The organism is Nitrospirillum guaranorum (assembly GCF_034653275.1).
Lineage (GTDB): Bacteria > Pseudomonadota > Alphaproteobacteria > Azospirillales > Azospirillaceae > Nitrospirillum.
Genome location: NZ_JAYEES010000003.1, coordinates 560,945 through 587,474, shown reverse-complemented (window position 1 = coordinate 587,474; position 26,530 = coordinate 560,945). Strand labels below are relative to the sequence as shown.

The 26,530-nt window shown below is 67.1% G+C and carries 24 protein-coding genes, 3 pseudogenes and 1 riboswitch; of the genes and pseudogenes, 5 read left to right on the top strand and 22 right to left on the bottom strand.

Annotated features, from left to right (window positions below; translation table 11 throughout):
• Positions 1-13: 13 nt before the first annotated feature.
• Together UAJ10_RS11625 and UAJ10_RS11620 are read right to left on the bottom strand one after the other, a co-directional pair.
• Positions 14-829, bottom strand: a complete 816-nt coding sequence (locus tag UAJ10_RS11625; RefSeq protein ID WP_322915505.1) for a GNAT family N-acetyltransferase — start codon at positions 827-829, stop codon at positions 14-16.
• 518 nt (positions 830-1,347) lie between these two features.
• A complete protein-coding gene (locus UAJ10_RS11620) occupies positions 1,348-1,761 on the bottom strand; it encodes a Ros/MucR family transcriptional regulator (protein WP_322915504.1) in 414 nt (137 codons plus the stop codon).
• A 90-nt stretch (positions 1,762-1,851) separates the two neighbouring features.
• Between UAJ10_RS11620 and UAJ10_RS11615 the strand changes: the two genes are divergently transcribed.
• On the top strand, positions 1,852-2,103 hold the full coding sequence (locus UAJ10_RS11615) for a sulfurtransferase TusA family protein (RefSeq protein ID WP_322915503.1): 252 nt from the start codon (positions 1,852-1,854) through the stop codon (positions 2,101-2,103).
• 42 nt (positions 2,104-2,145) lie between these two features.
• Here UAJ10_RS11615 and UAJ10_RS11610 read toward each other — a convergent pair whose 3' ends face one another.
• Positions 2,146-2,634: a GNAT family N-acetyltransferase gene (locus UAJ10_RS11610; protein WP_322915502.1), complete on the bottom strand. Its 489-nt coding sequence runs from the start codon at positions 2,632-2,634 to the stop codon at positions 2,146-2,148.
• On the bottom strand, positions 2,634-3,401 hold the full coding sequence (tsaB, locus tag UAJ10_RS11605; protein WP_322915501.1) for a tRNA (adenosine(37)-N6)-threonylcarbamoyltransferase complex dimerization subunit type 1 TsaB: 768 nt from the start codon (positions 3,399-3,401) through the stop codon (positions 2,634-2,636). Before tsaB ends, UAJ10_RS11610 begins: the two co-directional genes overlap by 1 nt.
• Positions 3,402-3,462: 61 nt before the next feature.
• On the opposite strand from tsaB, the gene ddpX reads away from it, so the two are divergent.
• Positions 3,463-4,038 carry a D-alanyl-D-alanine dipeptidase gene (gene ddpX, locus UAJ10_RS11600; protein ID WP_322915500.1) on the top strand — a complete coding sequence of 192 codons (576 nt, stop codon included), beginning with the start codon at positions 3,463-3,465 and terminating at the stop codon, positions 4,036-4,038.
• 27 nt (positions 4,039-4,065) lie between these two features.
• Here ddpX and UAJ10_RS11595 read toward each other — a convergent pair whose 3' ends face one another.
• From UAJ10_RS11595 to metZ, 12 genes are all read right to left on the bottom strand, one after another.
• On the bottom strand, positions 4,066-4,656 hold the full coding sequence (locus tag UAJ10_RS11595; RefSeq protein WP_322915499.1) for a malonic semialdehyde reductase: 591 nt from the start codon (positions 4,654-4,656) through the stop codon (positions 4,066-4,068).
• Between the two features lie 176 nt (positions 4,657-4,832).
• Positions 4,833-5,909, bottom strand: coding sequence for a glucosaminidase domain-containing protein (locus UAJ10_RS11590; RefSeq protein ID WP_322915498.1), 1,077 nt, complete (start codon positions 5,907-5,909; stop codon positions 4,833-4,835).
• A 465-nt stretch (positions 5,910-6,374) separates the two neighbouring features.
• On the bottom strand, positions 6,375-6,929 hold the full coding sequence (locus tag UAJ10_RS11585; protein WP_322915497.1) for a NifU family protein: 555 nt from the start codon (positions 6,927-6,929) through the stop codon (positions 6,375-6,377).
• 463 nt (positions 6,930-7,392) lie between these two features.
• Entirely contained in the window at positions 7,393-7,533 is a 141-nt protein-coding gene (locus tag UAJ10_RS11580) for a hypothetical protein (protein ID WP_322915496.1), read from the bottom strand.
• A 29-nt stretch (positions 7,534-7,562) separates the two neighbouring features.
• The gene (locus UAJ10_RS11575) at positions 7,563-7,904 is read right to left on the bottom strand and encodes a universal stress protein (RefSeq protein ID WP_322915495.1); all 342 of its coding nucleotides are present in this window, start codon (positions 7,902-7,904) and stop codon (positions 7,563-7,565) included.
• Between the two features lie 43 nt (positions 7,905-7,947).
• Positions 7,948-8,676, bottom strand: coding sequence for a TIGR02186 family protein (locus UAJ10_RS11570; protein ID WP_322915494.1), 729 nt, complete (start codon positions 8,674-8,676; stop codon positions 7,948-7,950).
• 29 nt (positions 8,677-8,705) lie between these two features.
• Positions 8,706-9,629: a sulfite exporter TauE/SafE family protein gene (locus UAJ10_RS11565; protein ID WP_322915493.1), complete on the bottom strand. Its 924-nt coding sequence runs from the start codon at positions 9,627-9,629 to the stop codon at positions 8,706-8,708.
• Positions 9,630-9,777: 148 nt separating this feature from the next.
• Positions 9,778-10,776, bottom strand: coding sequence for a tryptophan--tRNA ligase (gene trpS / locus UAJ10_RS11560; RefSeq protein ID WP_322915492.1), 999 nt, complete (start codon positions 10,774-10,776; stop codon positions 9,778-9,780).
• 100 nt (positions 10,777-10,876) lie between these two features.
• The gene (gene murJ, locus UAJ10_RS11555) at positions 10,877-12,433 is read right to left on the bottom strand and encodes a murein biosynthesis integral membrane protein MurJ (protein WP_322915491.1); all 1,557 of its coding nucleotides are present in this window, start codon (positions 12,431-12,433) and stop codon (positions 10,877-10,879) included.
• Positions 12,434-12,538: 105 nt separating this feature from the next.
• Positions 12,539-15,376, bottom strand: coding sequence for a [protein-PII] uridylyltransferase (locus UAJ10_RS11550; RefSeq protein ID WP_322915490.1), 2,838 nt, complete (start codon positions 15,374-15,376; stop codon positions 12,539-12,541).
• Between the two features lie 381 nt (positions 15,377-15,757).
• Entirely contained in the window at positions 15,758-16,372 is a 615-nt protein-coding gene (locus tag UAJ10_RS11545; protein WP_050897889.1) for a hypothetical protein, read from the bottom strand.
• Between the two features lie 198 nt (positions 16,373-16,570).
• On the bottom strand, positions 16,571-17,779 hold the full coding sequence (gene metZ / locus UAJ10_RS11540) for an O-succinylhomoserine sulfhydrylase (RefSeq protein WP_322915489.1): 1,209 nt from the start codon (positions 17,777-17,779) through the stop codon (positions 16,571-16,573).
• Positions 17,780-17,838: 59 nt separating this feature from the next.
• A riboswitch (SAM riboswitch) is annotated at positions 17,839-17,916 on the bottom strand.
• A gap of 230 nt (positions 17,917-18,146) precedes the next feature.
• Here metZ and secB point away from each other — a divergent pair.
• A complete protein-coding gene (gene secB, locus UAJ10_RS11535; RefSeq protein WP_322915488.1) occupies positions 18,147-18,659 on the top strand; it encodes a protein-export chaperone SecB in 513 nt (170 codons plus the stop codon).
• Positions 18,660-18,728: 69 nt separating this feature from the next.
• Here secB and UAJ10_RS11530 read toward each other — a convergent pair whose 3' ends face one another.
• The 6 genes and pseudogenes from UAJ10_RS11530 to hemE form a co-directional block, all read right to left on the bottom strand.
• Positions 18,729-19,211 carry a hypothetical protein gene (locus UAJ10_RS11530; RefSeq protein ID WP_322915487.1) on the bottom strand — a complete coding sequence of 161 codons (483 nt, stop codon included), beginning with the start codon at positions 19,209-19,211 and terminating at the stop codon, positions 18,729-18,731.
• On the bottom strand, positions 19,201-19,806 hold the full coding sequence (locus tag UAJ10_RS11525) for a response regulator (RefSeq protein WP_088870425.1): 606 nt from the start codon (positions 19,804-19,806) through the stop codon (positions 19,201-19,203). Before UAJ10_RS11525 ends, UAJ10_RS11530 begins: the two co-directional genes overlap by 11 nt.
• A 275-nt stretch (positions 19,807-20,081) precedes the next feature.
• Positions 20,082-21,345: pseudogene (gene rho, locus UAJ10_RS11520) on the bottom strand (transcription termination factor Rho).
• A 391-nt stretch (positions 21,346-21,736) separates the two neighbouring features.
• Positions 21,737-22,165: a protoporphyrinogen oxidase HemJ gene (hemJ, locus tag UAJ10_RS11515; protein WP_004271483.1), complete on the bottom strand. Its 429-nt coding sequence runs from the start codon at positions 22,163-22,165 to the stop codon at positions 21,737-21,739.
• Between the two features lie 40 nt (positions 22,166-22,205).
• A pseudogene (gene hemH / locus UAJ10_RS11510) lies at positions 22,206-23,314 on the bottom strand (ferrochelatase).
• Between the two features lie 84 nt (positions 23,315-23,398).
• A pseudogene (gene hemE, locus UAJ10_RS11505) lies at positions 23,399-24,459 on the bottom strand (uroporphyrinogen decarboxylase).
• Between the two features lie 503 nt (positions 24,460-24,962).
• On the opposite strand from hemE, the gene UAJ10_RS11500 reads away from it, so the two are divergent.
• Both UAJ10_RS11500 and UAJ10_RS11495 read left to right on the top strand, forming a co-directional pair.
• Positions 24,963-25,871, top strand: a complete 909-nt coding sequence (locus UAJ10_RS11500; RefSeq protein WP_322915486.1) for a pyruvate, water dikinase regulatory protein — start codon at positions 24,963-24,965, stop codon at positions 25,869-25,871.
• 6 nt (positions 25,872-25,877) lie between these two features.
• Positions 25,878-26,522 carry a Maf family protein gene (locus UAJ10_RS11495; protein WP_322915485.1) on the top strand — a complete coding sequence of 215 codons (645 nt, stop codon included), beginning with the start codon at positions 25,878-25,880 and terminating at the stop codon, positions 26,520-26,522.
• Positions 26,523-26,530: the final 8 nt, after the last annotated feature.

The following is a 26,530-nucleotide window of genomic DNA, read 5'->3' as shown; positions in this document are numbered from 1 at the left end:
GAAGCGGACAGGATCAGATCATGGACGACCCGCGCCGCTCATAATGGCGCAGGTACTTGTCGGTGATCATGTCGGTCTTCACCACGATGGAGACGTCGGTGGTGTTGAACTGATGGTCGACCACGGCGCCATCGCCCACGAAACCGCCCAGACGCAGGTAGCCCTTGATCAGCGGCGGCACCATGGCCAGGCCGCGTCGCGGATCCACGTCATGCTCTTCCATCAGGCGCATGTCGACGTAGCGGTGCGGCAGGGCCACAGGGCGCAGCGCCGGCGGGGCCAAGTGATGATAGTGCAGGTAGGACAGCGGCAGGGCCAACGCCTTGGGGTCGGTGCCGGGCAGGCTGGCGCAACCGAACAGCAGGTGGATGTCATGCAGGGCGACATAGGCCGCGATGCCGCGCCACAGCAGCTGCATGGCGTGCCGGCTGCGATAGGCGGCGTCCACGCACGACCGGCCCAGCTCCAGGATCTCGCCCCGGTATTCCTCCAGCCGCGAGATGTCGTATTCGTCGCTGGAGTAGAAGGAACCGGCGCGGGCGGCGGCGGCGCGGCGGATCAGGCGGTAGGTCCCCACCACCCCGGCGGGGCCGGCGCCCCGGGCGTGGTCGATGACCAGCAGATGGTCGCACAGCGGGTCGAAATCGTCGAAGTCGCGGCGCAGGCGCAGCATTTCCGGCGTGGGGCGCGCTTCCATTTCTTCGTAGAAGACCTGGTAGCGGATGGCCTGGGCGGCCTCAACCTCAGCCTTGGTCTCGGCGAGGCGGACCTCCAGGGTCCCCATGCGAAGATCGCCAGAGGTCAGAGCGTCGATCGTGATGTCAGCCATGCTCTCGTTCGCGGTCCTTGAGCGGCGCCAGAGGCGGTCGCGATTTGCGTGACGCGCTCCCGTTCGAAGTCCTGGCCTGTTCGAAGCCGGGCTTACGACCCCCCGGGAGGACGCTTCCGACATTGGCATACCACAAAGCGACGCGGGGCGGTCAACCGACTCATGCGGGGGAGCCCCACCGGGTCACGAAACATTCACGCGTCTGTTAGCGCGAAGAAACAATCGGCGTGGTTTCGCCTAAGCTGTGGAAAGCCGCGCGGGCGGGGTGGAACCATGCCCACCCCGCCCGCTGCGGAGACGGCGGCAAGTGGCAGCAATCGTTCGGGAAATAGAGCGCCCGTGACGGCCGGACCGGGCGGAAGCGCCCCACCCCACCCGGGCCCAGCCGCCAAGCGGCCGGGGCGACATTGCGGGAGCGGCCGCGCAGGGTCGGCGGAGGGGACGCAGCCCACCCATGCGACCGGCAAATCGGGGCGCGGCACCCCCACCGGCGGGGCCTATCCCCGGAGCGGGACCGGTCAGGCGTCGCCGCGGGCCCGGGTACCCAGGCCGATTTCCTTGGCCAGGCGCGAGCGCTGCTTGGCGTAGTTCGGGGCCACCATGGGGTAATCCGTCGGTAGGGACCACTTCTCGCGGTATTCCTCGGGCGTCATGTTGTAGGCCGTCTTCAGATGGCGCTTCAGCATTTTCAGCTTTTTTCCATCCTCAAGGCACACAATGTATTCAGGCGTGACCGACCGCTTGATCGGAACGGCGGGCTGGGGCTTCTCCACCGCCGCCGGCTGTTCCTGGCCAATGTTGGTCAGGGTCTTGTAGACCTGTTCGATCAGCGCCGTCAGGTCGGCCGGGGGCACTGTATTATTGGAGACGTGGGCGGAAACAATTTCCGTGGTCAGGGATAACAACTCACTCGCCGCGGACGGACCGGTCATTTTCCTTACTCCAAGGATTCAGTACCTGACTTGTATAAGTCTAAACCATAGGCATGGCAATAACGTTCAAGTCCATCGCGTGAGGACAGATTGATAACCAAGACGCCTATACCCAGTCTTTTGGATATAACGACGCAGGTTTGCCCTATTACCTTTGTGAGAGCCAAGCTTGCGGTGGAAAAGCTGAAGCCGGGTGAAACGCTGGAAATTCGGCTCAACAGCGGTGAGCCGCTTCAAAACGTCCCAAGGTCATTGACCGAGCATGGTTATACAGTGGAGATGCGGGGGCCGGAGCGGATTGATCAGCCGGAAGGCATACACCGCATACGTGTAACAAAGTAAAATCCACCCGCTTATTTTGTTTCCGTCGTGGGGCGCTCGGCTTTACCCGGCGGCATTGGCACCCAGCGCACGGCGCAGCAGCAGGGCCGCCACCGGCTGGCCGCCGAGGTGGTAGTAATTCGCCCGGCGGCCCACAGGTTCAAAGCCCGTGGCGGCGTAAAGACGGCGGGCCGGCGCATTGGTCTCCGCCACCTCCAAATATAGCGCGGCGGCGCCGGCGGCGGCGGCCATGTCGGCGCAGGCCCGGGTCAGGGCAGTGCCGAGGCCCCGGCCCCGGGCGGTAGGGGTAACCCCGATGGTCAGGATTTCCGCCTCATCCACCACGGTGCGGATCAGGGCCATGCCCAGGGGTTCCTGTTCATCTTGGGCGATCAGGGCAGCCACGCCGGGCAGGCCCATGAGATCGGCGATGGCCTGTGCCGACCAGGCGGATCCGGCCACGTCGGGATCGGCGAAGCACAGGGCGTGCACCGCCGCCAGCACCTCGGCCTCGACCGCCAGCGCGGGGCGGATCCGCCAGGCGGCCACCATCAGGCCGGCTTCCCCGGCGCCATCGTGACATCCGGCACCCGGATATAAAGGGGGTTGGCCGGATGGGCGGCCAGCACGGCCGGTATGGCCAGCGCCGTCATGCGCGCCACCGCCAGCGCCGGCGCCTCGGCGGACAGGGCGGCCACGGAATGGTCACAGCCGGCGACGCTCAACACCGTCGCCACCGCCAGCGCCGCGTCGCCCAGCAGCAGCGGCATGCCGGGCAGGCGGGCGGCGAAGGCCGGCACATCAGCGGGCAGCACCGCCTCCGGCTCGGACAGCGCCATGCCGGCGGCATCGAACGCCTGCAGGTAGAAGTCGTCGCGCCGGCTGTCGATGGCGACCAGCAAGGGCCGGCCGGCCGGCACCGTGCCCCCCAAGCCATGAACGGCGGCGTGGGCGAAGGCCTGCAGGCCGGTGATGCCCATCAGCGGCCGGCCGGCGGCCAGCGCCAGGCCGCGCGCCGCCGCCAAGCCCACGCGCAGGCCGGTGAAGGCGCCGGGGCCGATGGTGACGCCATAGCGGTCGATGGCGGCGTAATCCAGCCCGGCCTCGGCCAGCACCTCTTCCACCAGGGGCAACAGACGCTCGGCCTGGCCCCGGGCCAGCGCCTCCGCCTTGGCCGCCAAGGGGCCTGACTGGCCCGTGGCCGGATCCACCCGCCACAGGGCCACGGCGCAGACGCTGGTGGCGGTGTCGACGCCCAGTGCTATCGTGGGCCCCGGCAGGATGGCATTGGCCGGTGAGCTGGCGCTGGTCTGGCCCATATGGCGGTTTCCTTAGAACGTACCCGAACCTAAAACATTCCCGACAAGGCAGCACGCGACCATGGCGCCCACCGGCCAGCCGCATTTCATGACCATCGCCCCGGGAACCGGGTTCGACGTCGACCTCGACATTCGCTATGCCACGGCCGACAACCTGACGGGAAGCCCCCTGTATGGCCGTCCGATCTGCCTGCTGCATCCGGCCGCGGCCGCTTGCCTGGCCCGGGCTGTCACCCGCGCGGGTGCTTTGGGCCTGCGGCTGCGCGTCTTTGACGCCTATCGCCCGCCGCAAGCGCAGTGGGCGCTGTGGCGCGCCTTGCCTGATCCGGTGTTCATCGCCGACCCCCGCGAGGGCTCAAACCATACGCGCGGCGTGGCGGTGGATTTGACCCTGCTCCAGGGCGACGGCACGCCGCTGGACATGGGCACCGGCTTCGACGACATGAGCCCCCGCGCCTACCACACCGACGACACGGTGCCGGCGGAGGTTCAGCGCAACCGCGCCCTGCTGCTGGGCGTCATGGCCGTGGCGGGGTGGACGCACTACGTGTCGGAGTGGTGGCACTACCAGCTGCCCGACGCCCACCGCTACCCGCTGGTGGACGATGGCGCGCTGGGGCCCCGGCTGACGGCCTGAACCCCGTGGGTCCAGGCCGGCCGACACTCAAACGATCCTGCACGCTTCCTCGAACTCCAGCCGCGGCAGGCGGGGGAACACCTTGGACGGGTCGCCGTAGCCCAGGTTGCACAGGAAGTTGGACTTCACCGTGCTGTCGGGGAAGAAGGCGGCGTCGACCTTGGCGTTGTCGAAGCCGGACATGGGGCCGCAGTCCAGACCCAGGGAGCGGGCGGCCAGCATGAGGTAGGCGCCCTGCAGCGTGCCGTTGCGGAAGGCCGTGGTGCGGGCCAGCTCCTCGCTGCTGGTGAACCAGGACCGGGCGTCAGCATGGGGGAACAGCCGGGGCAACTCGTCGTAGAATTTCAGGTCATGGCCGATGATGGCGGTGACCGGCGCCTTCATGGTCTTTTCGGTGTTGTTGCCGGACAGGGCGGGCTTCAGCCGTTCCTTGCCCTCGGCCGAGGTCACGAAGACGACGCGGGCCGGGCTGCAGTTGGCGCTGGTGGGGCCGAACTTGAACAGGTCATAGAGTTCGCGCAGCAGCGCCTCGGGCACCGGCTTGTCGATCCAGCCGTTCTGGGTGCGCGCGGTGCGGAACAGCAGGTCCTTGCCTGCCTCGGTCAAGGGTTCGCTCATGGGATCCGGTTTCCTGCCTGTGATTGTCCGGGTGGGCACCCCGGAGCATGCCGGGGGGTCCGGGGCGCCGCAAGACTGCCGGGGTTGCGGCGCCCGGAAAATCAAGAAACCGTCAAGAGAGCGGGCGGGTCCGTGCAAGTGGACCCTGGGCAAGTGGGCCCTGGGCAAGCGGCCCGTCAGCTGGCCCGCTTCACCTGCACCACGATCTGTTGCGGTTCGTCGTGCAGCACCGCCTGGTCGAAATCGCGCAGGTTGTTGGTGCGGATGAGGGAGCGCACCGCCTTCACATAGACCGGGCCCAGCTCGGAATACTTATCCAGCGTGTTCAGCAGCAGCATGGTGTCCAGCGGCTTGCCCTGTCGGCGCAGGCTGGCACGGGTGGCGCGGAACTGGGCATAGGCGTCGTGCGTGTTCAGGTTCTGCATGTAGACGCGCACGCATTCCAGCAAATCCTCGAACTTGCGGAAGCGCGAGGTGTCGCCCGGATGGCGGTTGCGGGGGGTGATGCCCTCCTTCTCCTCTTCCGACCAGGTCAGTTGGCCGAACAGGGCGTTGCCGTGCTGGGCGAAGCGGGAGGTGCCCCAGCCGCTTTCCTCGGCCGCCTGGGCCAGCGCCATGGACACCGGCACCACGTCCACCCGGCGCAGCAGGGCGTCCAGGTCGATCTTGCGGGTGGGGTCCATGCCATAGCGGGCCGCCAGCCGCGCCACCCACACCTGATCCAGCGGCGACATGGCCGCACCGGGGGTCGGCGCGGCAGTGGCCGGGACGGGATCGGTGGCGCCATGCGGCGCCACGCCCGGTGCCGCCGGGCGCAGGGCGGCGGTGACCACCGTGCCGCCGGTGGGGGTATTGGAATTGGAACCCGCGGAATTGGAACCAGTGGCATTGGAGGGCGTGGCCGGGGCCGGGGCGGCCCTGGTGGCGGCATCGGCCGGCACGCCCTTCATGCTGTCGCGCAGCGCCATCAGGCGGGCGCGGTCACGCTCGATCTCCTCATTCACCAGCAGCACCAGGGGCAGCATGGTGTTCACGAAGATCTGCTTGCGGTCGTCCACGCTGTCCATCTTGCCCAGGTCGCGGGGCAGGCCCGCCAGCACGATGCGGGGCACGGGACGCTCGCCGGTGCGCACCTCGTCCAGCGTGAAATTCTTTTCCTTGAACAGGGCCAGCAGATTCTGCGCGTCCAGCTTGGGCTGGACGGTCACGGGCTGTTGCACCTGGGCCACGGCCGGGGCGGCCGGGCGCGTCACGGGAATGATAAAACCGGTGGGTGCCAGAAGCGGACCGCTTCCGGACGCCAGCTCAGCGAGGGTCAACGGGAATACCGCGAAAACCATCACGAGCACGGAACCAATAGCCAGCCAGCGCTGCGCGGGAATCCCCGCAGTGTCGACCTTCGCCATTAATGAATGCTCCGAACAGTTACCGAGGAACGTCCAGACGCCCGCCCCATCGATCGCGTCCACAGCTCAGGGACATAGGGCGATCGGGGTACGCGTCCATGGGACGTTTTTGCTGCCGGAAATCAAATCCGGGATAATCCGTTCAGCCATGCCCAATGGGCCCGCCACTATGTGGGCCATTCTCCAGGCCGGCACGGCTGCACGGGAACTTACACCCTCGGGGGGACGCGTCTCTGTCGGTCCCAAATCCCCATCAGGTGCCGCCCACCAAAACATCCTCCCCGTTCCGATGGGGGGTGGGCGGCGCGCATACTAGCGGGCAGCGCGCACTTCGACAACCTCAGGAATGTAGTAACGCAGCATGTTTTCGATGCCGGCCTTCAATGTCGCGGTCGAGCTGGGGCAGCCGGCGCACGAACCCTTCATGGTCAGGTAGACCACGCCCTTGTCGAAACCGTGGAAAGTGATGTCGCCACCATCCTGCGCCACGGCCGGACGCACGCGGGTATCCAGCAATTCCTTGATCTGGGTGATGATCTCGGAATCTTCTTCTTCACCGTCGCTGTGGCCATCTTCCGCCTCGTCCAACAGGACGGGACGTTCGGCGGCGAAATGCTCCATGATCCGGCCCAGGATCTGGGGCTTCAGCGTGAACCAATCCTGGCTCCCGCCCTTGGTAACGGTGACGAAATCACCGCCCAGGAAGACCCGTTCCACGCCGTCGACATCGAACAGCGCCTGCGCCAGGGGAGAGCGGTCGGCGGCCGTCCGGTCGGCGAAGTCGGCCGTTCCCCGCGCCAACACCTCCCGGCCCGGAATGAACTTCAGGGTGGCCGGATTGGGGGTGTCCTCGGTCTGGATGAACATTCGGAAAACCTTGAAAGACAACACGGAAATGCGGATTTAAAATACGGCAGCGCGCCGTATGTGCACCAGCATTTTAGCCAAAATGGGGCGACTGTCCGCCAATATCAAGGCGTCCCGTCACAGACCCGGTCTGCGCGGCCCCGCGCCGCGACTGGCACGGCCGCAAAACAAGCCGCGAAAACCCTCGAAAACGGCCGGAATTAGTGCCCCTGGCGACGCTATGCCGCGCCCGCGATTGTGAGCGCCGGCAGATTTTAAAAAGTCGTGTTTTCAAAAGCGGAATGACCGCCGTCACCGCTTTTAAAAATCACGGCCACAGTTTTAAAACAGCCTGCAAAACGATCCTTTCCCCACCGCCTATGCCGGCCTCGGCAGGCCCCGACCGGAGCCGCCAGAGCGAGCACCGAAGGGTGGAGCGAGGACAAGCCCAGGGGCGGATGCCCCGCCGGCGTCTGAGGCACGCTTAAGTTATCAAGTCCAGCTGCAGGTCGTTCAGCGAACCGGGAACGATGGTGATGGGGATGCGCAACGTGCCCGACATCTTGCCGACGATATAGGTGATGAGGGGGCCGGGCCCGGCGGTGCCGGTGCCGGCGGCCAGCACCAGGATGGAGATGCTGGGTTCCTCCGCGATCAGGGCCAGCAGCTCGTCGCGGGTGTCGCCCTCGCGCAGATAGATGGCCGGGGGGAGCCGCAGATGTCCACCACGTCGCGGGCCAGGCGCTGCAGCAACTGCTCCGCCTCCTCCCGCCGTTCCTGGCGCATCAGGTCCTCCACCGCCGCCCAGTGCTGGAAGTCGCCCGGTTCGATGCAGTGCATCAGGGCCACGCGGCCGCCGGTGCTGCGGGCGCGCCGGGCGGCGTAGTGCAGGGCAACGGTCATCTCTTCCGTCTCATCCACCACCACCAGGAAGATGCGGGTCTGGCAGGCGGCGGGAGCGGCACCCGGCGTGGATGTGGGATCTTCGGTGGACATGGGACGCGGCACCCCTCTGCTCAACGGTTGCAACGAACAGGCCTCAGCCCTTGCGGAAGACGCTGCCGGCCAACCAGCCGGCACCCACCGCCAGCAGCACGCCCATCAGGCCATAGACCAGGCCGTTGTGCTGGGCGAAGTCGAAGATGTCGGCGGAGAAGCCGATCTTGCTGACGGCCAGCGGCGTGGTCTGCGCGCCCACCACGTCCTGGTCGCGGATGAGGTAGACGCTGACGGTGTACAGGCCAATGGGCACGTTGGCCGGAAAGCTGATGGAGGTCCGGAACAGGCGCTGCCCCAGGAAGACCACCTCCCCCACCTCGGTGCCGTACAGTCCCTCGCGCTGCTTGTTGCGGATCAGGGCCGCGCGGAATTCCGCCACCGTGGCGGCGTCGACATCGGCGCGCGGCAGCATGCGCACATGATCAAGCCCGATCTCGTGGCGCTGGGCAACCGCCGGCGGCAGCAGCGCGTCCAGCGGCTTGTTGCTGGCGACGCCATAGAAACCGGGAACGTGGGAGAATTTCAGGGTCTCATTGTTGATCCAGATGCCGGCCATGCGGTCCTTGCGCCGCACGGTTTGCGAGGTTTCCGGTCCCTCGATCACCACCGCGACGTCCCCCGGCTGGTCGATGGCGCCGAACAGCACCACGTCGGTGCCGGTGAAGCCGGTGGTGATGGCGATCAAATGGCTGGACAGGTCGGCCACCAGGGTCTGGGCCCGTGCCGGCATCCACGGCGCAGGGGTCAAAATTGCCAGCAACGCCAGCATGGCCATCGTCCCACCCCAGCGCCACGCCCTCATTTCGGGCCCGCCGTGGTGGTGATGGAATAGAGGTCGTCGGGCGTCAGCACCAGGTCAACCGCCAGCTTCACGGCCACCCCCAGCACGGTCAGGGCCAGCAGGGCGCGGGCCTGTTCGCCCTTGAGATAGCCGCTGGCGCGTGAGCCCAGCTGGGCCCCCAGCACCCCGCCGATCAGCAGCATCATGGCCAGCAGGATGTCGACCGTGTGGTTGGTGGCGGCCTGCAGGACGGCGGCCACGCCGGTGGTCAGGATGATCTGCAGCAGCGAGGTGCCGGCCACCAGGGTGGTGGGCATGCCCAGGATGTAGATCATGGCCGGCACCAGCAGGAAGCCGCCGCCAATGCCCATGATGGCCACCAGCACGCCGCCGATGAAGCCGATGCCCACCGGCAGCAGCACGCTGATGTACAGGCGCGAGCGGGGGAAGCGCATCTTGAACGGCAGGCCGTGCAGCCAGGTGTGGTGGTGCAGCTTGCCCCGCGTCACCCCCTTGCGCCGGCCGCGGAACAGGGCGCGCACGCTTTCCATCAGCATCAGGCCGCTGATGCCACCCAGGAAGATGACGTAGGACAGGGAGATGACCAGGTCGATATGGCCCAAGCGCTGCAGCATGCCGAAGAGCAGGACGCCCAGCACGGTGCCGACGATGCCGCCGGCCTGCATCACCAGGCCCAGCTTCACATCCACGTTGCGCTTGCGCCAATGGTACATGACGCCGGAGACGCCGGCCCCCACCAGCTGGTTGGCCTGGGTGCCCACCGCCACCGCCGGCGGCACGCCGATGAAGATCAAGAGCGGCGTCATGAGGAAGCCGCCGCCCACGCCGAACAGGCCCGACAGGAAGCCGACCATGGCCCCCAGGCCCAGGACCCAGAAGACGTTGACCGACATCTCGGCGATCGGCAGGTAGATTTGCATGGGACCCTTAAGGCGTGCCGGCCATGGGTTCAACTCTACCCGAGCGGCGGCACGCGGGCCATGGCCCTTGCCGCCGCGCCCAAAGAAAAACGGCACGGGGGACGGGCCCCATGCCGTTGATCTCAAAGCACCGAAACCTCTGCGCGGCTCAGGGCCGCAGCAGACCCACGATGTCCTTCACCTCGGCCATGGTCTGGGCCGCGATCTCATTGGCCTTGTCGGCGCCCTTGCGCAGGATCCGGTCCAGTTCCGCCGGGTCGGCCAACAGCTGGTTCATCTTGGCGGTGATGGGCGACAGCTTGGCCACCGCCAGGTCGCACAAATCGGCCTTGAAGGCGGAGAAGGTGGCGCCGGCGTGGCGGGACAGGGCGTCCTGCTTGGAGATGTTCTCCAGCGCCGCGTAGATGGTGACCAGGTTGTCGGCCTCGGCCCGCTTGGCCAATTCCTCCAGCGTGGCCGGCAGCGGCTCCGGATCGGTCTTGGCCTTGCGGATCTTCAGCGCGATGGCGTCGGCGTCGTCCGTCAGGTTGATGCGGCTGTAATCGGACTCGTCCGACTTGCTCATCTTCTTGGTGCCGTCGCGCAGGCTCATCACCCGGGTCGCCTCGCCCAGGATCTGGGGTTCCGGCAGGGGGAAGACGTCCTTCTCATAGAACCGGTTGAAGGCGCCGGCGATGTCGCGGGCCAGTTCCAGGTGCTGCTTCTGGTCCTCGCCCACCGGCACGTGGGTCGCCTTGTACAGCAGGATGTCGGCGGCCATCAGCACGGGATAGGCGTAGAGCCCCAGGGCCGCCATGTCCTTCTGCTTGCCCGCCTTCTCCTTGAACTGGGTCATGCGGTTCAGCCAGCCCATGGGGGTGTGGCAGGAGAAGATCCAGGCCAGTTCCGAATGACCCGACACGGCCGACTGGTTGTAGATCAGGTTGCGGTCGGGATCGATGCCGGCGGCGATGTAGGCCGCGGCCACGGCGCGGATGTTCTTGGTCAGCGTCGGCGCATCCTGCGGCAGCGTCAGGGCGTGCAGATCCACGACGCAGAAGATGCACTCGTATTGGTCCTGCAAGGCAACCCAGTTCCGCAGCGCGCCCAGGTAATTGCCGAGATGGAGCAGGCGGGTCGGCTGCATGCCGGAGAAGATGCGGTTCATGGATATGGCCTTGGCAGGAAGATAAAACCGGATGGCGAAAGTAGGGCCCCGGCCCCCTGGCGGTCAAGCCGGGCCGGGTGTTTCCCTCACGTCCGCCCCATCACTTCCGCCTACGGCGCAGGCGCGCCAGGAAGTCGGTCACCACCACGCCCCGCAAGGCCACCACCGCGACGCCGTAGGTCAGCAGCCCCGCCGTCACCAACGCCGCCAGCGCCGGCACGCGCACCCAGACGCTGTCCACGAAATATGGATCCAGCACCGTCGCCAGGGGGATCAGGCAGCCCGCCATTATCAGGCTGGCCGCCAGGATGCGCGGCGCCCGGGTCAGCAGCTGGCGGTCCAGCCGCAGCCACCCGCGACGGGCCAGGGACAGGGCCAGCAGGCTGATGTTGCCCCAGGCGGTGATGGTGCTGGCGAGCGCGATGCCGACATGGGCCAGCGGCGTGTAGAGCGCCAGCACCGTGGCCAGGACCATGTTGCCCACCAGGGTGGCGATGGCGATGCGCATGGGGGTGCGCGTGTCCTGGTGGGCGAAATAAATGGCGGTCAGCACCTTGGACGCGACATAGGCCGGGATGCCGGGGGCGTAGACGGCCAGGGCCAGGGCGGTCTGGTGCGCCTCCGCCAGGCCGAAACGGCCGCCGTGGAACAGCGCCTTGTAGATGGGTTCGGGCACCAGCCCCAGGGCGAAGGCGGCCGGCAGGGCCAGCAGCAGGCCGAACTCGATGCCCCGGCTGACGTGGTGGTCGATGGCCTCCCGCTCCCCGCCCTGGACATGGCGGGACAGGGTGGGCAGCAGGGCGGTGCCGATGGCGATGCCGATGACGCCCAGCGGCAACTGGTTCAGGCGGTCGGCATAATAGAGATAGGAGATGGACCCCGAGGGCAGCAGCGACGCCACGTGGGTGCCGATGATCAGGTTGATCTGGATGACGCTGGCGCTGATGGCGCCCGGCACCATCTGGCGGAACAGGCGCCGTAAATCCGGCGTCAGGCGCGGCCAGGTCAGGCGCAACGCCACCCCCGCCCGATGGCAGGACACCGCCAGCCAGATCAACTGCACCATGCCCGAGATGGTCAGGCCCCAGGCCTGGCCCAAATTGGCCTCAAGATGCAGCCAGACGGTGCAGCCCAGGGCGGCGATCATGCAGATGTTGAAGGCGATGGGCGCCGCCGCGCCCGGCGCGAACCGGCCCAGGGCGTTCAGCACGCCGGTCTGCAGGGCGGTGATGGAGATGAACATGAGATAGGGGAAGGTGATGCGCCCCAATTCCACCAGGCGGGAAAAGTGCTGCGGCTGGTCGGCGTAGCCGCTGGCCAAGCCCAGCATCACCCAGGGCATGGCCATCATCACCAGGGCGGTGATGGGCAGCAGCACCAGCACCATGAAGGACAGGGCCTGGTCGGCGAACTGGTCCGCCGGCCCCCGCCCGCGCGCCTTCAGGTCGGCCGAATACATGGGCACGAAGCTGACGGTGAAGGCCCCTTCCGCGAACATGGAGCGGAAGTAGTTGGGCAGCCGCTGCGCCACGATGAAGATGTCGGCCGACACCCCCGCCCCCAGCACCCAGGCGGTCAGCAGGTCACGGATGAACCCGCCGACGCGGGAGATGAGGGTGAGGCCGCCGACGGTGGCGGTAGCGCGCGCGAAGCTCATGGTCGCGGAGTATATGAAAACCGGCGGGGATGCCAGTTTTCAGGTGTCCTCAGGCGCCGGGCGCAGTCGCGTCCCAGGTAAAGGGCCAGAAGTGTCAACGCGGCGTCACTCCGCCGCGGCCGCGGTGGATCGACGCCGCGCCGGCTTGGCCTTGGGCTGCTCCGCCGCCGGATCCGGCTCGTCCAGCACGGCCAGCAGCTCCTTGCGGATCTGGGTCAGCTTGGCTTCGTGCGCCACCTTCAGGCCGAAGATGTCCTTCACATAGAACACGTCGACCGCCGCGTTGCCGTAGGTCGAGATCTTGGCCGAGGCGATCTGCAGGTTCAGCGCCGTCAGCGCCCGGGTCAGGTCATACAGCAGGCCCGGCCGGTCGCGGCCGTTAACCTCGATGACGGTGTAGCCGGCGCTGGCCTTGTTATCGACCAGCACGCGCGGCGGCACGCGGAACACGCGGGTGCGCGACGGCAGGGGCGAGGCGCGCTTGGCCAGTTCCGGCGCCAGCTTGATGTCGCCGGCCAGCGCCTTTTCCACCGAGGACTTCAGGCGCGTGCGCTTTTCCCCGCTGTCGAAGCGCGCGCCGCTGGGCCCCGCCCCCTGCAGGGAGAACACGTCCAGCGCCATGCCGTTGGTCATGGTGGTGATGCGGGCGTCGACGATGTCGCCGCCGGCCAGCGCCATGGCCCCCGCCAGGCGGGAGAACAAGCCGGCATGGTCGGCGGTGTAGATCGTCACCTCGGTCACCGAGCGGCCGGGATCATACCGGGTCTCGATGGTAAGCGGCGCTTGCTTGGCCTCTGCCTCATGGATTAAGCGGGCGTGCTGGGCCAAGGTGGGCGGGTCGAAGGCCAGCCAATAGTTGGGATAGCCCAGGGCCAAGTGATGGTCGATGTCGGCCGGGGCCCAGTCGGGCAACTGCGCGCGCAGGGCGGCCTGCGCGTTGGCGATGCGCGCCTCGCGCCCGTCGGAGCCCACGACGCCGCCGGACATCATTTCCTCCGCCCGCCAGTACAGCTGGCGCAGCAGCGTGGCCTTCCAGTTGTTCCAGCGGCCGGGACCCACGGCGCGGATGTCGGCCACGGTCAGGACCAGCAGTAGCTTCAGCCGTTCCGGCGATTTCACGATGTCGACGAAGTCCCGGATGGTTTTCTCATCATCCAGGTCGCGCTTGAAGGCGACGATGGACATGGTCAGGTGCTGGCGCACCAGCCAGGCCACCGTTTCCGTCTCCTCTTCCGTCATGCCCAGGCGGGGGCACAGCTTTTCCGCCACCTTGGCGCCCAGGATGGAATGGTCGCCGCCCCGGCCCTTGGCAACGTCGTGCAGCAGCAGGGCCACCGAGAGGGCGCGCTTGGAACTGAGGGTGTGGATGACCTCGCAGGCCAGCGGCACCTCGTCCTTCAGGTTGCCCTTTTCGATATCGTGCAGGATGCCCATGGCGAACAGCGTGTGCTCGTCCACCGTGAACATGTGGTACATGTCGTACTGCATTTGCGCCACCACCCGGCCGAAATCCGGCAGGAAACGGCCCAGCACCCCGGCCTCGTTCATGCGGCGCAGCGTGACCTCGGGATCCTTGCGCGAGCCCAGGATTTCCAGGAACAGCCGGTTGGCCTCCGGGTCGTTGCGCACCTTGGGCCCCAGGGCGGAAATGGAGCGCGCCAGCGCGCGCAGCGCCTTGGGATGTATGTCCAGGTTATGCCACTGCGCCACGCGGAACAGGCGCACCATGTCCACCGGCTTGTCGCGGAAATGCCGCTCGTCCCGGATGCTGAGGCGGCCGTTGTCGATGACGAAGCCTTCCAGCTCGCTGGGCTTCACGCGCCGCAGGAAGGCGAAGCGGGGCGGCCGCTGGCTTTCCTGTTCCAGGGTGGCGCAGAGGATGCGGGTCAGGTCGCCCACGTCCTTGGCCATCAGGAAGTAGTGCTTCATGAAGCGTTCGACGTCGCTGGTGCCGGCGTGGTCGGTGTAACCCAGGCGCCGCGCCATCTCGCCCTGCACGTCGAAGGTCAGGCGGTCCTCGCCCCGGCCGGTCAGGTAGTGCAGGTGGCAGCGGCAGGTCCACAGGAAGTTCTGCGCCTTGGCGAAGCGCTGCGCCTCCTCGGCCAGCAGCACGCCGTTGGCCACCAGGTCCTTCACCTTGTCGACCTGATAGACGTACTTGGCGATCCAGAACAGGGTCTGCAGGTCGCGCAGGCCGCCCTTGCCCTCCTTCACGTTGGGCTCCAGCACATAGCGGCTGTCGCAGAACTTCAGGTGGCGACTGTCGCGCTCGGCCAGCTTGGCCTCGATGAAGGCGGGGCCGGTGTTGGCCACCACCTCCTTGGTGAAGCGCTTACGGAATTCCGCGAACAGCTTGTCGTCGCCATAGAGGAAGCGGGCCTCCAGCAGGCTGGTGCGGATGGTGATGTCGCCCAGGGCCTGGCGCACGCATTCATCCACCGACCGCACGGCGTGGCCGACCTTCAGCCCCATGTCCCACAGCAGGTAGAGGACGTATTCCACCACCTGCTCGATACGCGGCGTGCGCTTGTAGGGCAGCAGGAACAGCAGGTCGACGTCCGAGAAGGGCGCCATCTCCTTGCGGCCATAGCCGCCAGTGGCCACCACGGCGAAGTGTTCACCGCGCGTCGGACCGGCGGTGGGGAAGACGCGGTGCAGGGCGAAGTCGGCCAGCGACACGACGATGGCGTCGGTCAAGGCCGTGGCCTCGCGCAGGCAGACCTCTCCCCGGCCGCCATTCTCCAGCCGGCGGCGGATGAGGGCGCGGCCCTGGTCCAGGGTCTGCCGCATCAGGGCCAGGATGCCGGCGCGCAGGGCGTCCGGCCGCAGGTCGCCATCCGCCAGGTTGGCCATGCGGGTGGTCAGCACCTCGGCCGTGGGCAGCGCCTCCGGCAAGGCGGTTTCATCCAGCGGGGTCGGGGTGGTTTTGGCGGCAGGGGACATGGCGCGGCGGATCTCTGGCAAGGCCCGGCGTTTCGAGCCGGCCGGGCGGGCACCATCCAGGGTCGGGGCACCAGCACCGCGGGTCCCGGGACGGACCGGGAGTATGGCACAAACTTTTTCCCACGCATCACCCCATGCGCGGCCCGACGCCCTCGCTAACCGTTTACCCCCTGACTCTTTTCCTGGGGACTCTTTTCCCGGCGTACCCGCTTTGTCGTCCATCACCGCGGCGTCATCGGCTCCCGATGCGCCGGCGGACCCATCCCTGCCCATATGTCCCATGGCCGCCTTCCGGATTTTGTTGTTCCGTTTTCAGGCTTCACGCTGACTTGATCCTGACGCGCGCCCCTCCCTGTCATCGGGCCCGCGCTTCACGCCGGTTTATCCCGCCCCCTCCATGCCCCGGCGCGGCAGCAGGCGCGGCACCAGCGACAAACGGCGGGCGTTGGCTGAGGCGGCACGGTGGATGGGCGCCAGGCCCAGGCCGCCCAGGCGGCTGGTGGCGTGGCTGAAGCGGGTGAAGGCCCCTGTGGCGGCGCGCAGGGTGGAGGTGACCAGGCGGCGCTCCGCCGTCACCCAATCCCCGGGATGCCAGGACGACCAGGCGGCGCGGGCGAATTCGCCCAGCGCGTCGACCTGATGGTCGCGCCAACGCCACCAAGCATCGTGGAAAGCGCGCATGCCCCCCACCAGGGCCAGGGCCGAGTCCGTGAAGGCCTCCACCTTTTCGCGGCCCATGCGTTCGAATTCGGGATTGGTGCCCAGCGCCACCGGATCGCCACCGGTCTGGGCCAGCAGGCCCAGGCGCGCGGTGATGGTATGGGCGGAGGCGAAGGCGGTCTCGTGCACCCGGGTCGCCACCCGGTCCAGTTCCACCTGGGCCCGCTTCAGGTGCATGGCCTCCGGCGTGCCGGGAATGACCATGCCGATGCGCCCCTTGCCCGCCCTTTTGGCCGGACGCGGGGCGGTGGGGTAAGGGATATGCCGATCCGGCATGGTGAGCGCTCCCTTATGTTGCGCCGCGATAGTGCGCTGCAACATTATGGGAAACGCTTCGTCGCGTCCATAAAGGAAGTGGGCGCCAGCCCTCGATCCAAAGTCTAAGGCGCTACCGGGGTAGAGGACAGCCCGGCCGATGTCGCGGCGGCGCGGGGTCAAGTCCGCGCCGCCGCCCACACCTGTAGTGATGGTGATTTAGCCGGCAGCGGCGGCCAGACCGGCGGCCAAATCGTCGCGCAGATCGTCCGCGTCCTCCAGCCCCACGGAAAAGCGCAGGGTGCCGGGGCTGATGCCCACCTTGGCCTTTTCCTCATCGGTCAGGCGCTGGTGGGTGGTGGTGGCGTTGTGCGTGATCAGGCTCTTGGCGTCGCCCAGGTTGTTGGAGATCTTGATGATCTTCAATGCGTTCAGCAGGCGGAACGCCGCCTCCTTCCCGCCCTTGACGTCGAAGGTGACCAGGGTGCCGCCGGCCTTCATCTGCCGCATGGCCAGGTCATGCTGCGGATGGCTGGGGAGGCCGGGGTACAGCACCGTCTCCACCGCCGGGTGGCTTTCCAGGAATTGGGCCAGCGCCAAGGCGGAGGCCGCCTGGGCATTCACGCGCAGCTCCAGCGTCTCCAGCCCCTTCAGCAGCACCCAGGCGTTGAAGGGGCTCATGGACGGGCCGGTATGGCGCAGGACGGGGGAGATCAGGGCCGCCACCTCGTCATCGCACAGCACGGCGCCGCCCAGGCAGCGGCCCTGGCCATCGATATGCTTGGTGGCCGAATAGACGACCACGTCGGCGCCCATGTCCTTGGGCCGCTGCAGCACCGGGGTGGCGAAGACGTTGTCGACCACCACGCGGGCGCCGGCCTTGTGGGCCAGGTCGGCCACGGCGGCCACGTCCACCACCTGCATGGTGGGGTTGCTGGGGCTTTCCAGGAAGACGACGGTGGCCGGGGTGGACAGCGCCTCTTCCCACTGCTTCAGGTCAGTCCCCTCAACCAGGGTGCACTGGATGCCGTAGCGCGGCGCCAAATCCTTGATGATGTAGAGGCAGGAGCCGAACAGCGCGTGCGGCGCCACCACCCGGTCGCCGGCCTTCAGCAGGCCCATGACCGCCAGGTTGACGGCGGCCATGCCGCTGGCCGTGGCGATACAGCGGGCGAACCCCTCGTAGCCGGCCAGCCGTTCCTCCAGCATGGCCACGGTGGGATTGCGGAAGCGGGAATAGACGAAGCGCGAGCCGTCGTTGACGAACGCGGCCTCGGCCTCCTCGGCACTGGCGTAGATGAAGCCCGAGGTCAGGAACAAGGCTTCGGAGGTTTCCTCGAAACCGCTGCGGCGGGTGCCGCCATGCACCAGTTGGGTGCGGGGGCGCAGGGTGGCCGGGGGATTGGAATTGTCAGGCGTCTGGCCCATGGCCGTCACTCCGATCATAAGGCAACCGCGACCGGCACGGTGCAATGTGGTCGGTGTACCTTATGTACGGCCCGACCTTTTAGCAGCTTGTTTAACGTGGTCTGCAAGCCGGTCAGCAAATCACCACGGGCTTTGGTTGTAGGCCGGGCCGGCGGGCAGCGTCAACGGTCACCTTGTCATCGCGACAATACGCGGGATGGGATGGGGAACGGTGGGAAGGTCTGCTGGTTTTACCGAGGGCCGCCGCCCACCCGACGCCGGCGGCCGTAATGGCTGGTTGCCGGCCGGACGCTTCCGTGCTAGTCCCGCGCGCGTCAGTCCGCTTCTGCGGAATAGCTGATTTGCTTTTACCGGGAGTCCCAGACCTATGTCCGATGAGACCAGCCTGAACGGCGCCGCTAATGGCGGCAATGGCGCCACCGCCACTGAGGGCGCCGGCATGCTGCCGCTGGTGGTCAATGCCCAGTACGTTCGGGATCTGTCGTTCGAGAACCCCAACGCCCCGGCCAGCCTGATGAACGCCCAGCAGCCGAAGGTCGACCTGCAGGTCGACGTGCAGGCCCGCAACGTGGCGGAGAACGTGCACGAGGTGGCGCTGAACATCCGTGCCGAGGCCAGCCACGAGGGCCGCACCGCCTTCATCGTCGAGCTGTCCTACGCCGGCATCTTCTCCATGCCGCCCATGCCGCTGGACCAGACCCGCGCCGTGCTGCTGATCGAGGCGCCGCGCCTGCTGTTCCCCTTCGCCCGGTCCATCGTGTCGGACGCCGTGCGCGATGGCGGCTTCCCGCCGCTGATGCTGCAGCCCCTGGATTTCGTGGACCTCTATCGCCGCCAGGTGCTGGCGTCGGAGAAGCCGGAAGACATGGCCCAGGCCTGATCCCAAGGTCGAGCCTTGATCAGGAAAAGCCGCCCGGCGCCCATGCCCGGGCGGTTTTCTTTTGGGCTTTCAGCCGCGCGCCGCGCGAATCAGGGCGTCCACCGTCACGGCGTCGGCGCCGGCGGGCACGGCCGCCAGGGGCAAGCCAAGGACGCCCAGGCCGGACAGGGATTCAGCCGAGCCGGCCACCACGTCCCAGTCGCTGGTGCTGGCCTTCAGCGCGCCCTGCGCCTCGCGTGCCGAGGCGGCGAGCGTCACCTCCAGTCCCAGGGTCTCCAGCGCGCCCGCCAGGCGGGCCAGCGCGCCGCCGACCAGCAGAACCCGGAGGGTGGAGACGGGGCGCGTGCGGGGCACCTTGGCCACCAGTTGCCGCGCCTCTTCCGCTGCGGCCAGGATGCGGGCGGCGAAGTCTTGTTCCTGCCCGCCAGCCGGCAGATCCGCCGCCAGCAGGCTGGAATAGCCGTGGATGGCAGTCAGCAGGTTGTTGAGGTCATGCAGGAAGGTGGCGGGAACCACCCGGCCCTCGGCATCCCCTTTGCCGTCAGCTGGCAATACCCATCTCCACCGCGCGCATCACCGCCTGGGTGCGGTTCTTGGCGCCCAGCTTGCGGCAGATGCCCCGGACGTGCAGCTTCACCGTCACTTCTTCCAGTTCCAGCGAGCGCGCGATCTCCTTGTTGGAGCGGCCCTGCAGCAGATAGTCCAGCACCTCGCGCTCACGCCGGGTGAAGCTGGCGCCATCGGCGGTGTCGGCGGTGTTGACGTCGGCCGGGATGAACCGTTCACCCGCCAGCATGGTCTGGATGGCGGACAGGAGTTCCGTGGCGCTCAGGGTCTTGGGCAGGAAACCGACGGCACCCCGGGTGAAGGCGCCCCGGATCTCATCCGGCCGGGCCAAGCCCGACATCAGCGCCACCTTCAGCAGGGGGAATTCGGTGCGCACGCGCTGCAGCCCGTCCAACCCGTTCATCCCCGGCATGCGCAGATCCAGGATCAGCAGGTCGATGGCCTTGTCCTGGCGCAGGGCGACGACGGCCTCATCCACGCTGGCGGCCCCCACGACGACCGCGCCCGGCGCCTGTCTTTCGATGTGGGAAGACAACGCGTCGCGCACCAGACCATGGTCATCGGCAATCAGTAAGCGCATGTGAGACGACCCCCGGCGGTTGCTCTATCCAAAAGGATAGACCAATAACCCGTGATATTTGAACCTTTTTTCAGCGTCGGCAAGGGTTGCGCAAGCAGAAATTTCTGGTGTGACGTAATTGAATGTGACCAGTTCTCAATTAAGCCGATGAAACCACGGAAAACCGTGGATCTTGGTTAATGCCTGGTTCATTTCCAAAACAGTGTTTTTACTGACAATAAAAAGGGCGCCACCGCATAGCAATGGCGCCCTTGATATCGATACTCGAATTCTTCTTACTGGTTCATGCTCTCGAAGAATTCGGAGTTCTGCTTGCTCTGCTTGAGCTTGTCGATCAGGAATTCCACCGCGTCGGTGGCACCCATCGGGTTCAAAATGCGGCGTCAGGATCCACATCTTGGCCATGGTGCCCTTTTCCACCAACAGCTCTTCCTTGCGGGTGCCCGACTTCTGGATGTCGATGGCCGGGAAGACGCGCTTGTCCGACAGTTTGCGGTCCAGGACGATTTCCGAGTTACCGGTGCCCTTGAACTCTTCGAAGATCACCTCGTCCATGCGCGAGCCGGTGTCGATCAGCGCGGTGGCGATGATGGTCAGGCTGCCGCCTTCCTCGATGTTGCGGGCGGCACCGAAAAAGCGCTTGGGTCGCTGCAGGGCGTTGGCGTCCACACCGCCGGTCAGCACCTTGCCCGAGGACGGCACCACCGTGTTGTAGGCGCGCGCCAGACGGGTGATGCTGTCCAGCAGGATGACGACATCGCGCTTGTGCTCGACCAGGCGCTTGGCCTTTTCCAGCACCATCTCCGTCACCTGCACATGGCGGGTGGCCGGCTCGTCGAAGGTGGAGCTGATGACCTCGCCCCGGACGGAGCGGGCCATGTCGGTCACTTCTTCCGGACGCTCATCGATCAGCAGGACGATGAGGTAGACCTCGGGGTGGTTGGTGGCGATGGAGTGGGCGATGTTCTGCAACATCACCGTCTTGCCGGTGCGGGGCGGCGCCACGATCAGGGCGCGCTGGCCTTTGCCCAGCGGGGCCACCAGGTCGATGACCCGGGTGGTCATGTCCTTCTTGTTGCGGACCGGATCCTCGATTTCCAGCTTCAGCCGCTCTTCCGGATAAAGCGGGGTCAGGTTGTCGAAGTTGATGCGGTGACGCACCTTGTCCGGATGGTCGAAGTTGATCGAGCCGACCTTCAGCAAGGCGAAATAGCGCTCACCATCCTTGGGCGAGCGGATCTGGCCTTCCACCGTGTCACCGGTGCGCAGGCCGAAGCGGCGCACCTGGCTGGGGCTGACGTAAATGTCGTCGGGACCCGGCAGGTAGTTGCTCTCGGGCGAGCGCAGGAAGCCGAAGCCGTCCTGCAGAACCTCCAGCACGCCTTCGCCGAAGATGGGGACGTCGTTTTCGGCCAGCTGCTTCAGGATGGCGAACATCATGTCCTGCTTGCGCAGGGTGCCCGCGTTCTCGATCTGCAGCTCTTCCGCGAACGCCAGCAGCTCGGCGGGCGACTTGGCCTTTAACTCTTGGAGATTCATCTTCGTCCTGTCGAGAGCCCCGGGAACGATGACGACGGCTTGGCCGCCGGCCCGGACTCATGGAATAGGGTGTATAGGGTGGAAGGATGGCATCACCGGGGAAAAAGGACGGCGACACCGGGAGGGGAAGTTCGGGGAAATTGGCCTCGCTGCGCCCATCCCGGGGAGGGGGGCGGGGATGCCTCACGAGTCAGGCGCCCGGATGACGGGGCGACTCGAAATCATCCCGACGTTACGGGCCTTGACCTGTTCCACGATTAGTACAGGACCTGAGCCCAAGTCAAAGCAAAAAGACCCGGATCCCAGGGCTCATTCGATCTAGGACTAAATATCCTATGTCCGGGCTGGAACTTGAACGGGGCGCTAACAGGCCCGTGACCGTCACGGACGGTCAGAACGGCCGGACGATGACCAGGATGACGATCAGGATCATCAGCAGGGTCGGCACCTCGTTGGCCATGCGGAAGAAACGCGGGGACTTGGTGTTGCGGTCCTCCGCGAAGGCGCGGCGCCAGCGGGCCATGGCCATGTGCATGACGGTCATCAGCACCACCAGCGACAGCTTGGCGTGCAGCCAGCCGGCCCCCTTCAGCAGGCCCGGATCCAGGGTGATCATGGCCAGGCCGCAGGCCCAGGTCAGGATCATGGCCGGGTTCATGATGACGCGCAGCAGACGCCGCTCCATGACCTTGAAGGTCTCGGATTGGGCGGATCCGGCGGGCGCGTCGCAGTGATAGACGAACAGCCGCGGCAGGTAGAACAGCCCCGCCATCCAGGAGATGACGGCGATGACGTGGATGGCCTTGATCCAGAGGTACATGGGGATGCGCCCTGCCCTAGCTTTGAGGTCTTGGCGCCCCTTATGCCCCCGAGACGGGCTGCGGGCAACCGGCTTTGCCGGCGGGGCACAGGCGCAGGCCGGTGCCGCACATCACCGGCCCGCCGGCGGTGCGGATCAGCGCCTGGCGCACCAGGCCGGCCAGGCCCAGGATGAAGGACGGTTCCACGCCCACCGCCGGCACACGCACGAAGTGGGGCACGCCCACCTCCTTGGCCAGGTGGCGGTACTCGTGCTCGATCTCCACCAGGGTTTCGGAGTGTTCGGAGACGAAGGCGATGGGCACCACCACCACCGGCACCCGGTCCTGCCCGGCGCGGCGGATCTCCTCATCCGTGGAGGGGCCGATCCACTTCATGGGGCCGACCCGGCTCTGATAGCAGGACACCCAGTCGAGGTTCTCGATGCGCAGGGATTTCACCACCGCCTGGGCCGTACGCTCGCACTGGAACTGATAGGGATCTCCGCCCTTCACCACCTTCTCCGGCAGGCCATGGGCGGAGAACAGGACGCGCGGCTTGCCGTGGGGGGCGGCCTCTTCCAGGCCGGCGCGGATCAGCTTGGCCGTGGCGGCGACGAAACCCGGCTCATCCGGATAGCAGCAGATGGAGCGCGAGGGCGCCGTCAGGCCCGCCGCCCTGGCGGCCCGCTGCCAATCCTTGAGGCTGGAGGCGGTGGTGGTGGTGGAGAACTGCGGGTAGAGGGGCAGCAGCACCACCTCGTCCGGTTCCCAATCCTTCACATCATGCGCCACGGCGTCGCTGAAGGGATGCCAATAGCGCATGCTGACGAACACCCGCACCGTGCCCGCGTCCCACAGCTGCTGCTCCAGCGCCTGGGCCTGGGCCTGGGTGTTGGGCAGCAGGGGGAGCCGCCGCCCAGGGTCTGGTAGATGCCCTGGGCGACCTTGTCGCGCCGGCTGGATATCAGGTGGGCCACCAACTGGCGGAAGGGGGCGGGCAGGCCAATGATGGCCGGATCCCGGAACAGGTTGTAGAGGAAGGGCCGCACGGCCTCCAACCGGTCCGGTCCGCCGAGATTGAACAGGACGACGGCGATGCGGCGGGCGCGGGCGGCCTTGGGCGCCGCCTGGGTGTCGGACGTGATCTCGGGAAGGGGCAGCGGGCTCATGGGGGCTCGGTAGCGGTCGGCGGGACGTGTCGGCGCGGGCGGATACGGTCACCCGCGCGCCATGGATCATACGGGCGGGTCAGCTTACCCCTGACTTGAGGACGGCCATTCCTGGATCAAGCGGGCCAGCTCCGCGACATGCTCGGGCGGGGTCTGCTGCACGATGCCGTGGCCCAGGTTGAAAATGAAGGGCCCCTTGCCCAGCGTCGACAGGATGTCCGTGGCGGCGCGGCGCAGCGCCGCCCCCCCGCCACCAGGGCCAGGGGATCCAGGTTGCCCTGGACGGGCACGCGGCTCTGCAGGGCGCTGGCGGCCCAGTCCAGCGGGACGGACGTGTCCAGGCTGACGGCGTCCACCCCCGTCTGCTCCACATACGCCTGGATACCGATCCCCGCCCCGCGCGGAAAGCCGATGACGGGAACCCCCGGATGCCTGTCCTTCAGGGCCCGCACGATGGCCCGGGTCGGGGCGATGGACCAGCGTGCGAATTCCGCCGGAGCCAGCGCGCCAGCCCAGCTGTCGAACAGCTGCACCACCTCGGCCCCGGCATCGATCTGTGCGGACAGGTGGGTGACGGTCGTCTCGACCAGCAGGTCGATCAGGCGCTGGAAGCCCGCTGGATCCTGGTAGGCCCAACCCTTGGCGTGCAGGAACTCCTTGGAGCCTGCCCCTTCGACCATATACGTCGCGACGGTCCAGGGGCTGCCCGCGAAGCCGATGAGCGTCACGGCATCCGGCAGCGCCGCCCGGATACGCCGGACAGCCTCATAGACCGGTTCCGCCCGCTCTTCCAGATGGGCCACGTCCAGCCGGTCCAGCCCGGCCTGGTCACGGATGGGGTCCAGGCGCGGCCCCTCGCCTTCCGCGAACCACACCTTCTGTCCCAGGGCGTGCGGCAGGATCAGGATGTCGGAGAACAGGATGGCGGCGTCCATGCCATAGCGGCGGATGGGCTGGAGCGTCACCTCGGTCGCCAGGTCCGGTTTAAGGCACAGGTCCAGGAAGCCGCCGGCCTGGGCCCGCACCTCACGGTATTCGGGCAGGTAGCGGCCGGCCTGGCGCATCAGCCAGAAGGGCGGACGGGGTGACGTCTCACCCTTCAGGGTACGCAGCAGCAGGCGGTCCGGCCGGCTTTGGGGCTGGATCTGGGACAAGGCGGTCTCCATAGGGGCGCCGGCACGCTGGCGGCCGGGCCCGACGTTTTCCCACAGGCCCCTTTTCTACTCTGATCTAATTTGAAAAAGGAATGGGGTGGTAGTTGGCCCTGTGGATAACGGGAATTCAAGATCATCCGTATTTCATCCACAGCGTTCGCGGGATCCCGTTCCGGCTCTTCGGGATGTGGATGACGCAGCGGGGTTTCTGGTCAGAGCCTTGGAATGTTATAAATTCCGTCGGGTCCGGGGATCCTGGGGATAAGTGGGCGGCGCCGGTCATCGCCCCGGTTGTTCCAAGGGGTGACGGACCTTTATCCCGATGCGGGATTCCCTCTGCGTGGGATCCCGGGAAGCCTGTATGGAAAGGAAAGAGGATCCCGGAACGGCGCATTTTTCCCGGATTGTCCGCCGGTTTTCCCCAAATCCCGTCCACAGGCGTCCAGTCCGCGCCTTCCAAGCCCACCCGTATGTCCGTTGCCGGAGCGACGCCCTTGTCCCAGACGCCCCAAACCAAGGAATTCCACCTGCACCTGGTGTCCGACGCCACCGGCGAGACCATCAATTCCGTGGCGCGCGCCTGCGTCTCGCAGTTCGACCATGTCGAACCCATCGAGCATTTCTGGAACCTGGTCCGCACCGACCGGCAGCTGGAGATGGTGATCGACGGCATCCGCGATAATCCGGGGCTGGTCATGTTCACCCTGGTGAACGAGCGCCTGCGCCGCCGCCTGCAGGACACCTGCCGCGAGATCGGCATCCCCTGCGTGCCGGTGCTGGACCACCTGATCAATTCGCTGGCCGCCTACCTGGGCCTGGAAAGCCAGAGCCAGCCAGGCCGCCAGCATGCCCTGGACGCGGAATATTTCAGCCGCATCGACGCCATGGATTTCGCCCTGGGCCACGACGACGGCCAGACGGCGTGGGAGCTGCACCAGGCCGACGTCATCCTGGTGGGCGTCTCGCGCACCTCCAAGACGCCGACCTGCATCTACCTGGCCAACCGCGGCATCAAGGCGGCCAACATCCCCTTTGTCCCCGGCTGCCCCCTGCCGCCGGAGCTGGACCAGGTGTCGCGCCCCCTGGTGGTGGGCCTGACCAAGGACCCCGAGCGGCTGATCCAGATCCGCCGCAACCGCTTGCGCCTGTTGAACCAGGGCGAGGAAACCAGCTACGTCGACCCCGAGCAGGTGCGGTCGGAACTGTCGGAGGCGCGACGGCTGTACAGCCGCAAGGGCTGGCCCGTCATCGACGTCACCCGCCGGTCCATCGAGGAGACGGCGGCCGAAATCCTCATGCTGCTGGCCCGCCGCCGTCCGGCGGGGGCCGAGCCCATCAACCCCGTGGGGGAGCCGGCGGAGGGCCCGCGCCTGTCCCCGCGCCCGCCCCATTCCGGAATGTGAGTGTGCATGTCGTCTGAAGATTTTCCGCCGGCCCCGGCGACCCCGGTGCTGGCGACGCAGCCGGTGGTGCTGGCGTCCGGCAGCCAGACGCGCCTGTCCCTGCTGCGCGGCGCGGGGCTGGAGGTCGTGGCCCACCGCCCCGGCGTGGATGAGGAAGAGGTCAAGCTGTCGTGCAAGTCCGGCGGCCTGACGGTGGAGGAAACGGCGGAGGCTTTGGCGGAGCTGAAGGCGTCGCGCGTGGCCGCCAAGGTGCCGGGTGCTTACGTCATCGGCGCCGACCAGATGCTGGAGTGCGAGGGGCGCTGGTTCGACAAGCCGGAGGATCGCGCCGGTGCCGCCGAGCAGCTGCGCGCGCTGTCCGGCCGCACCCACCGCCTGGTGACCACCGCCGTGCTGTTCCACAACAACAGCCGTGTCTGGCACCAGACCGACCAGGCCAAGCTGACCATGCGGCCCCTGAGCGATGACTTCATCGAGCGCTATCTGAACGCCACCGGCGACGCCGTGCTGACCTCCGTCGGCGGTTATCAGCTGGAGGCGCTGGGCGCCCAGCTGTTCACCCGCGTGGCCGGCGACCACTTCACCATCCTGGGTCTGCCGCTGCTGCCGCTGCTGGGCTTCCTGCGCGTGCGTGGCGTGCTGCCAGCCTGAAGGACCAA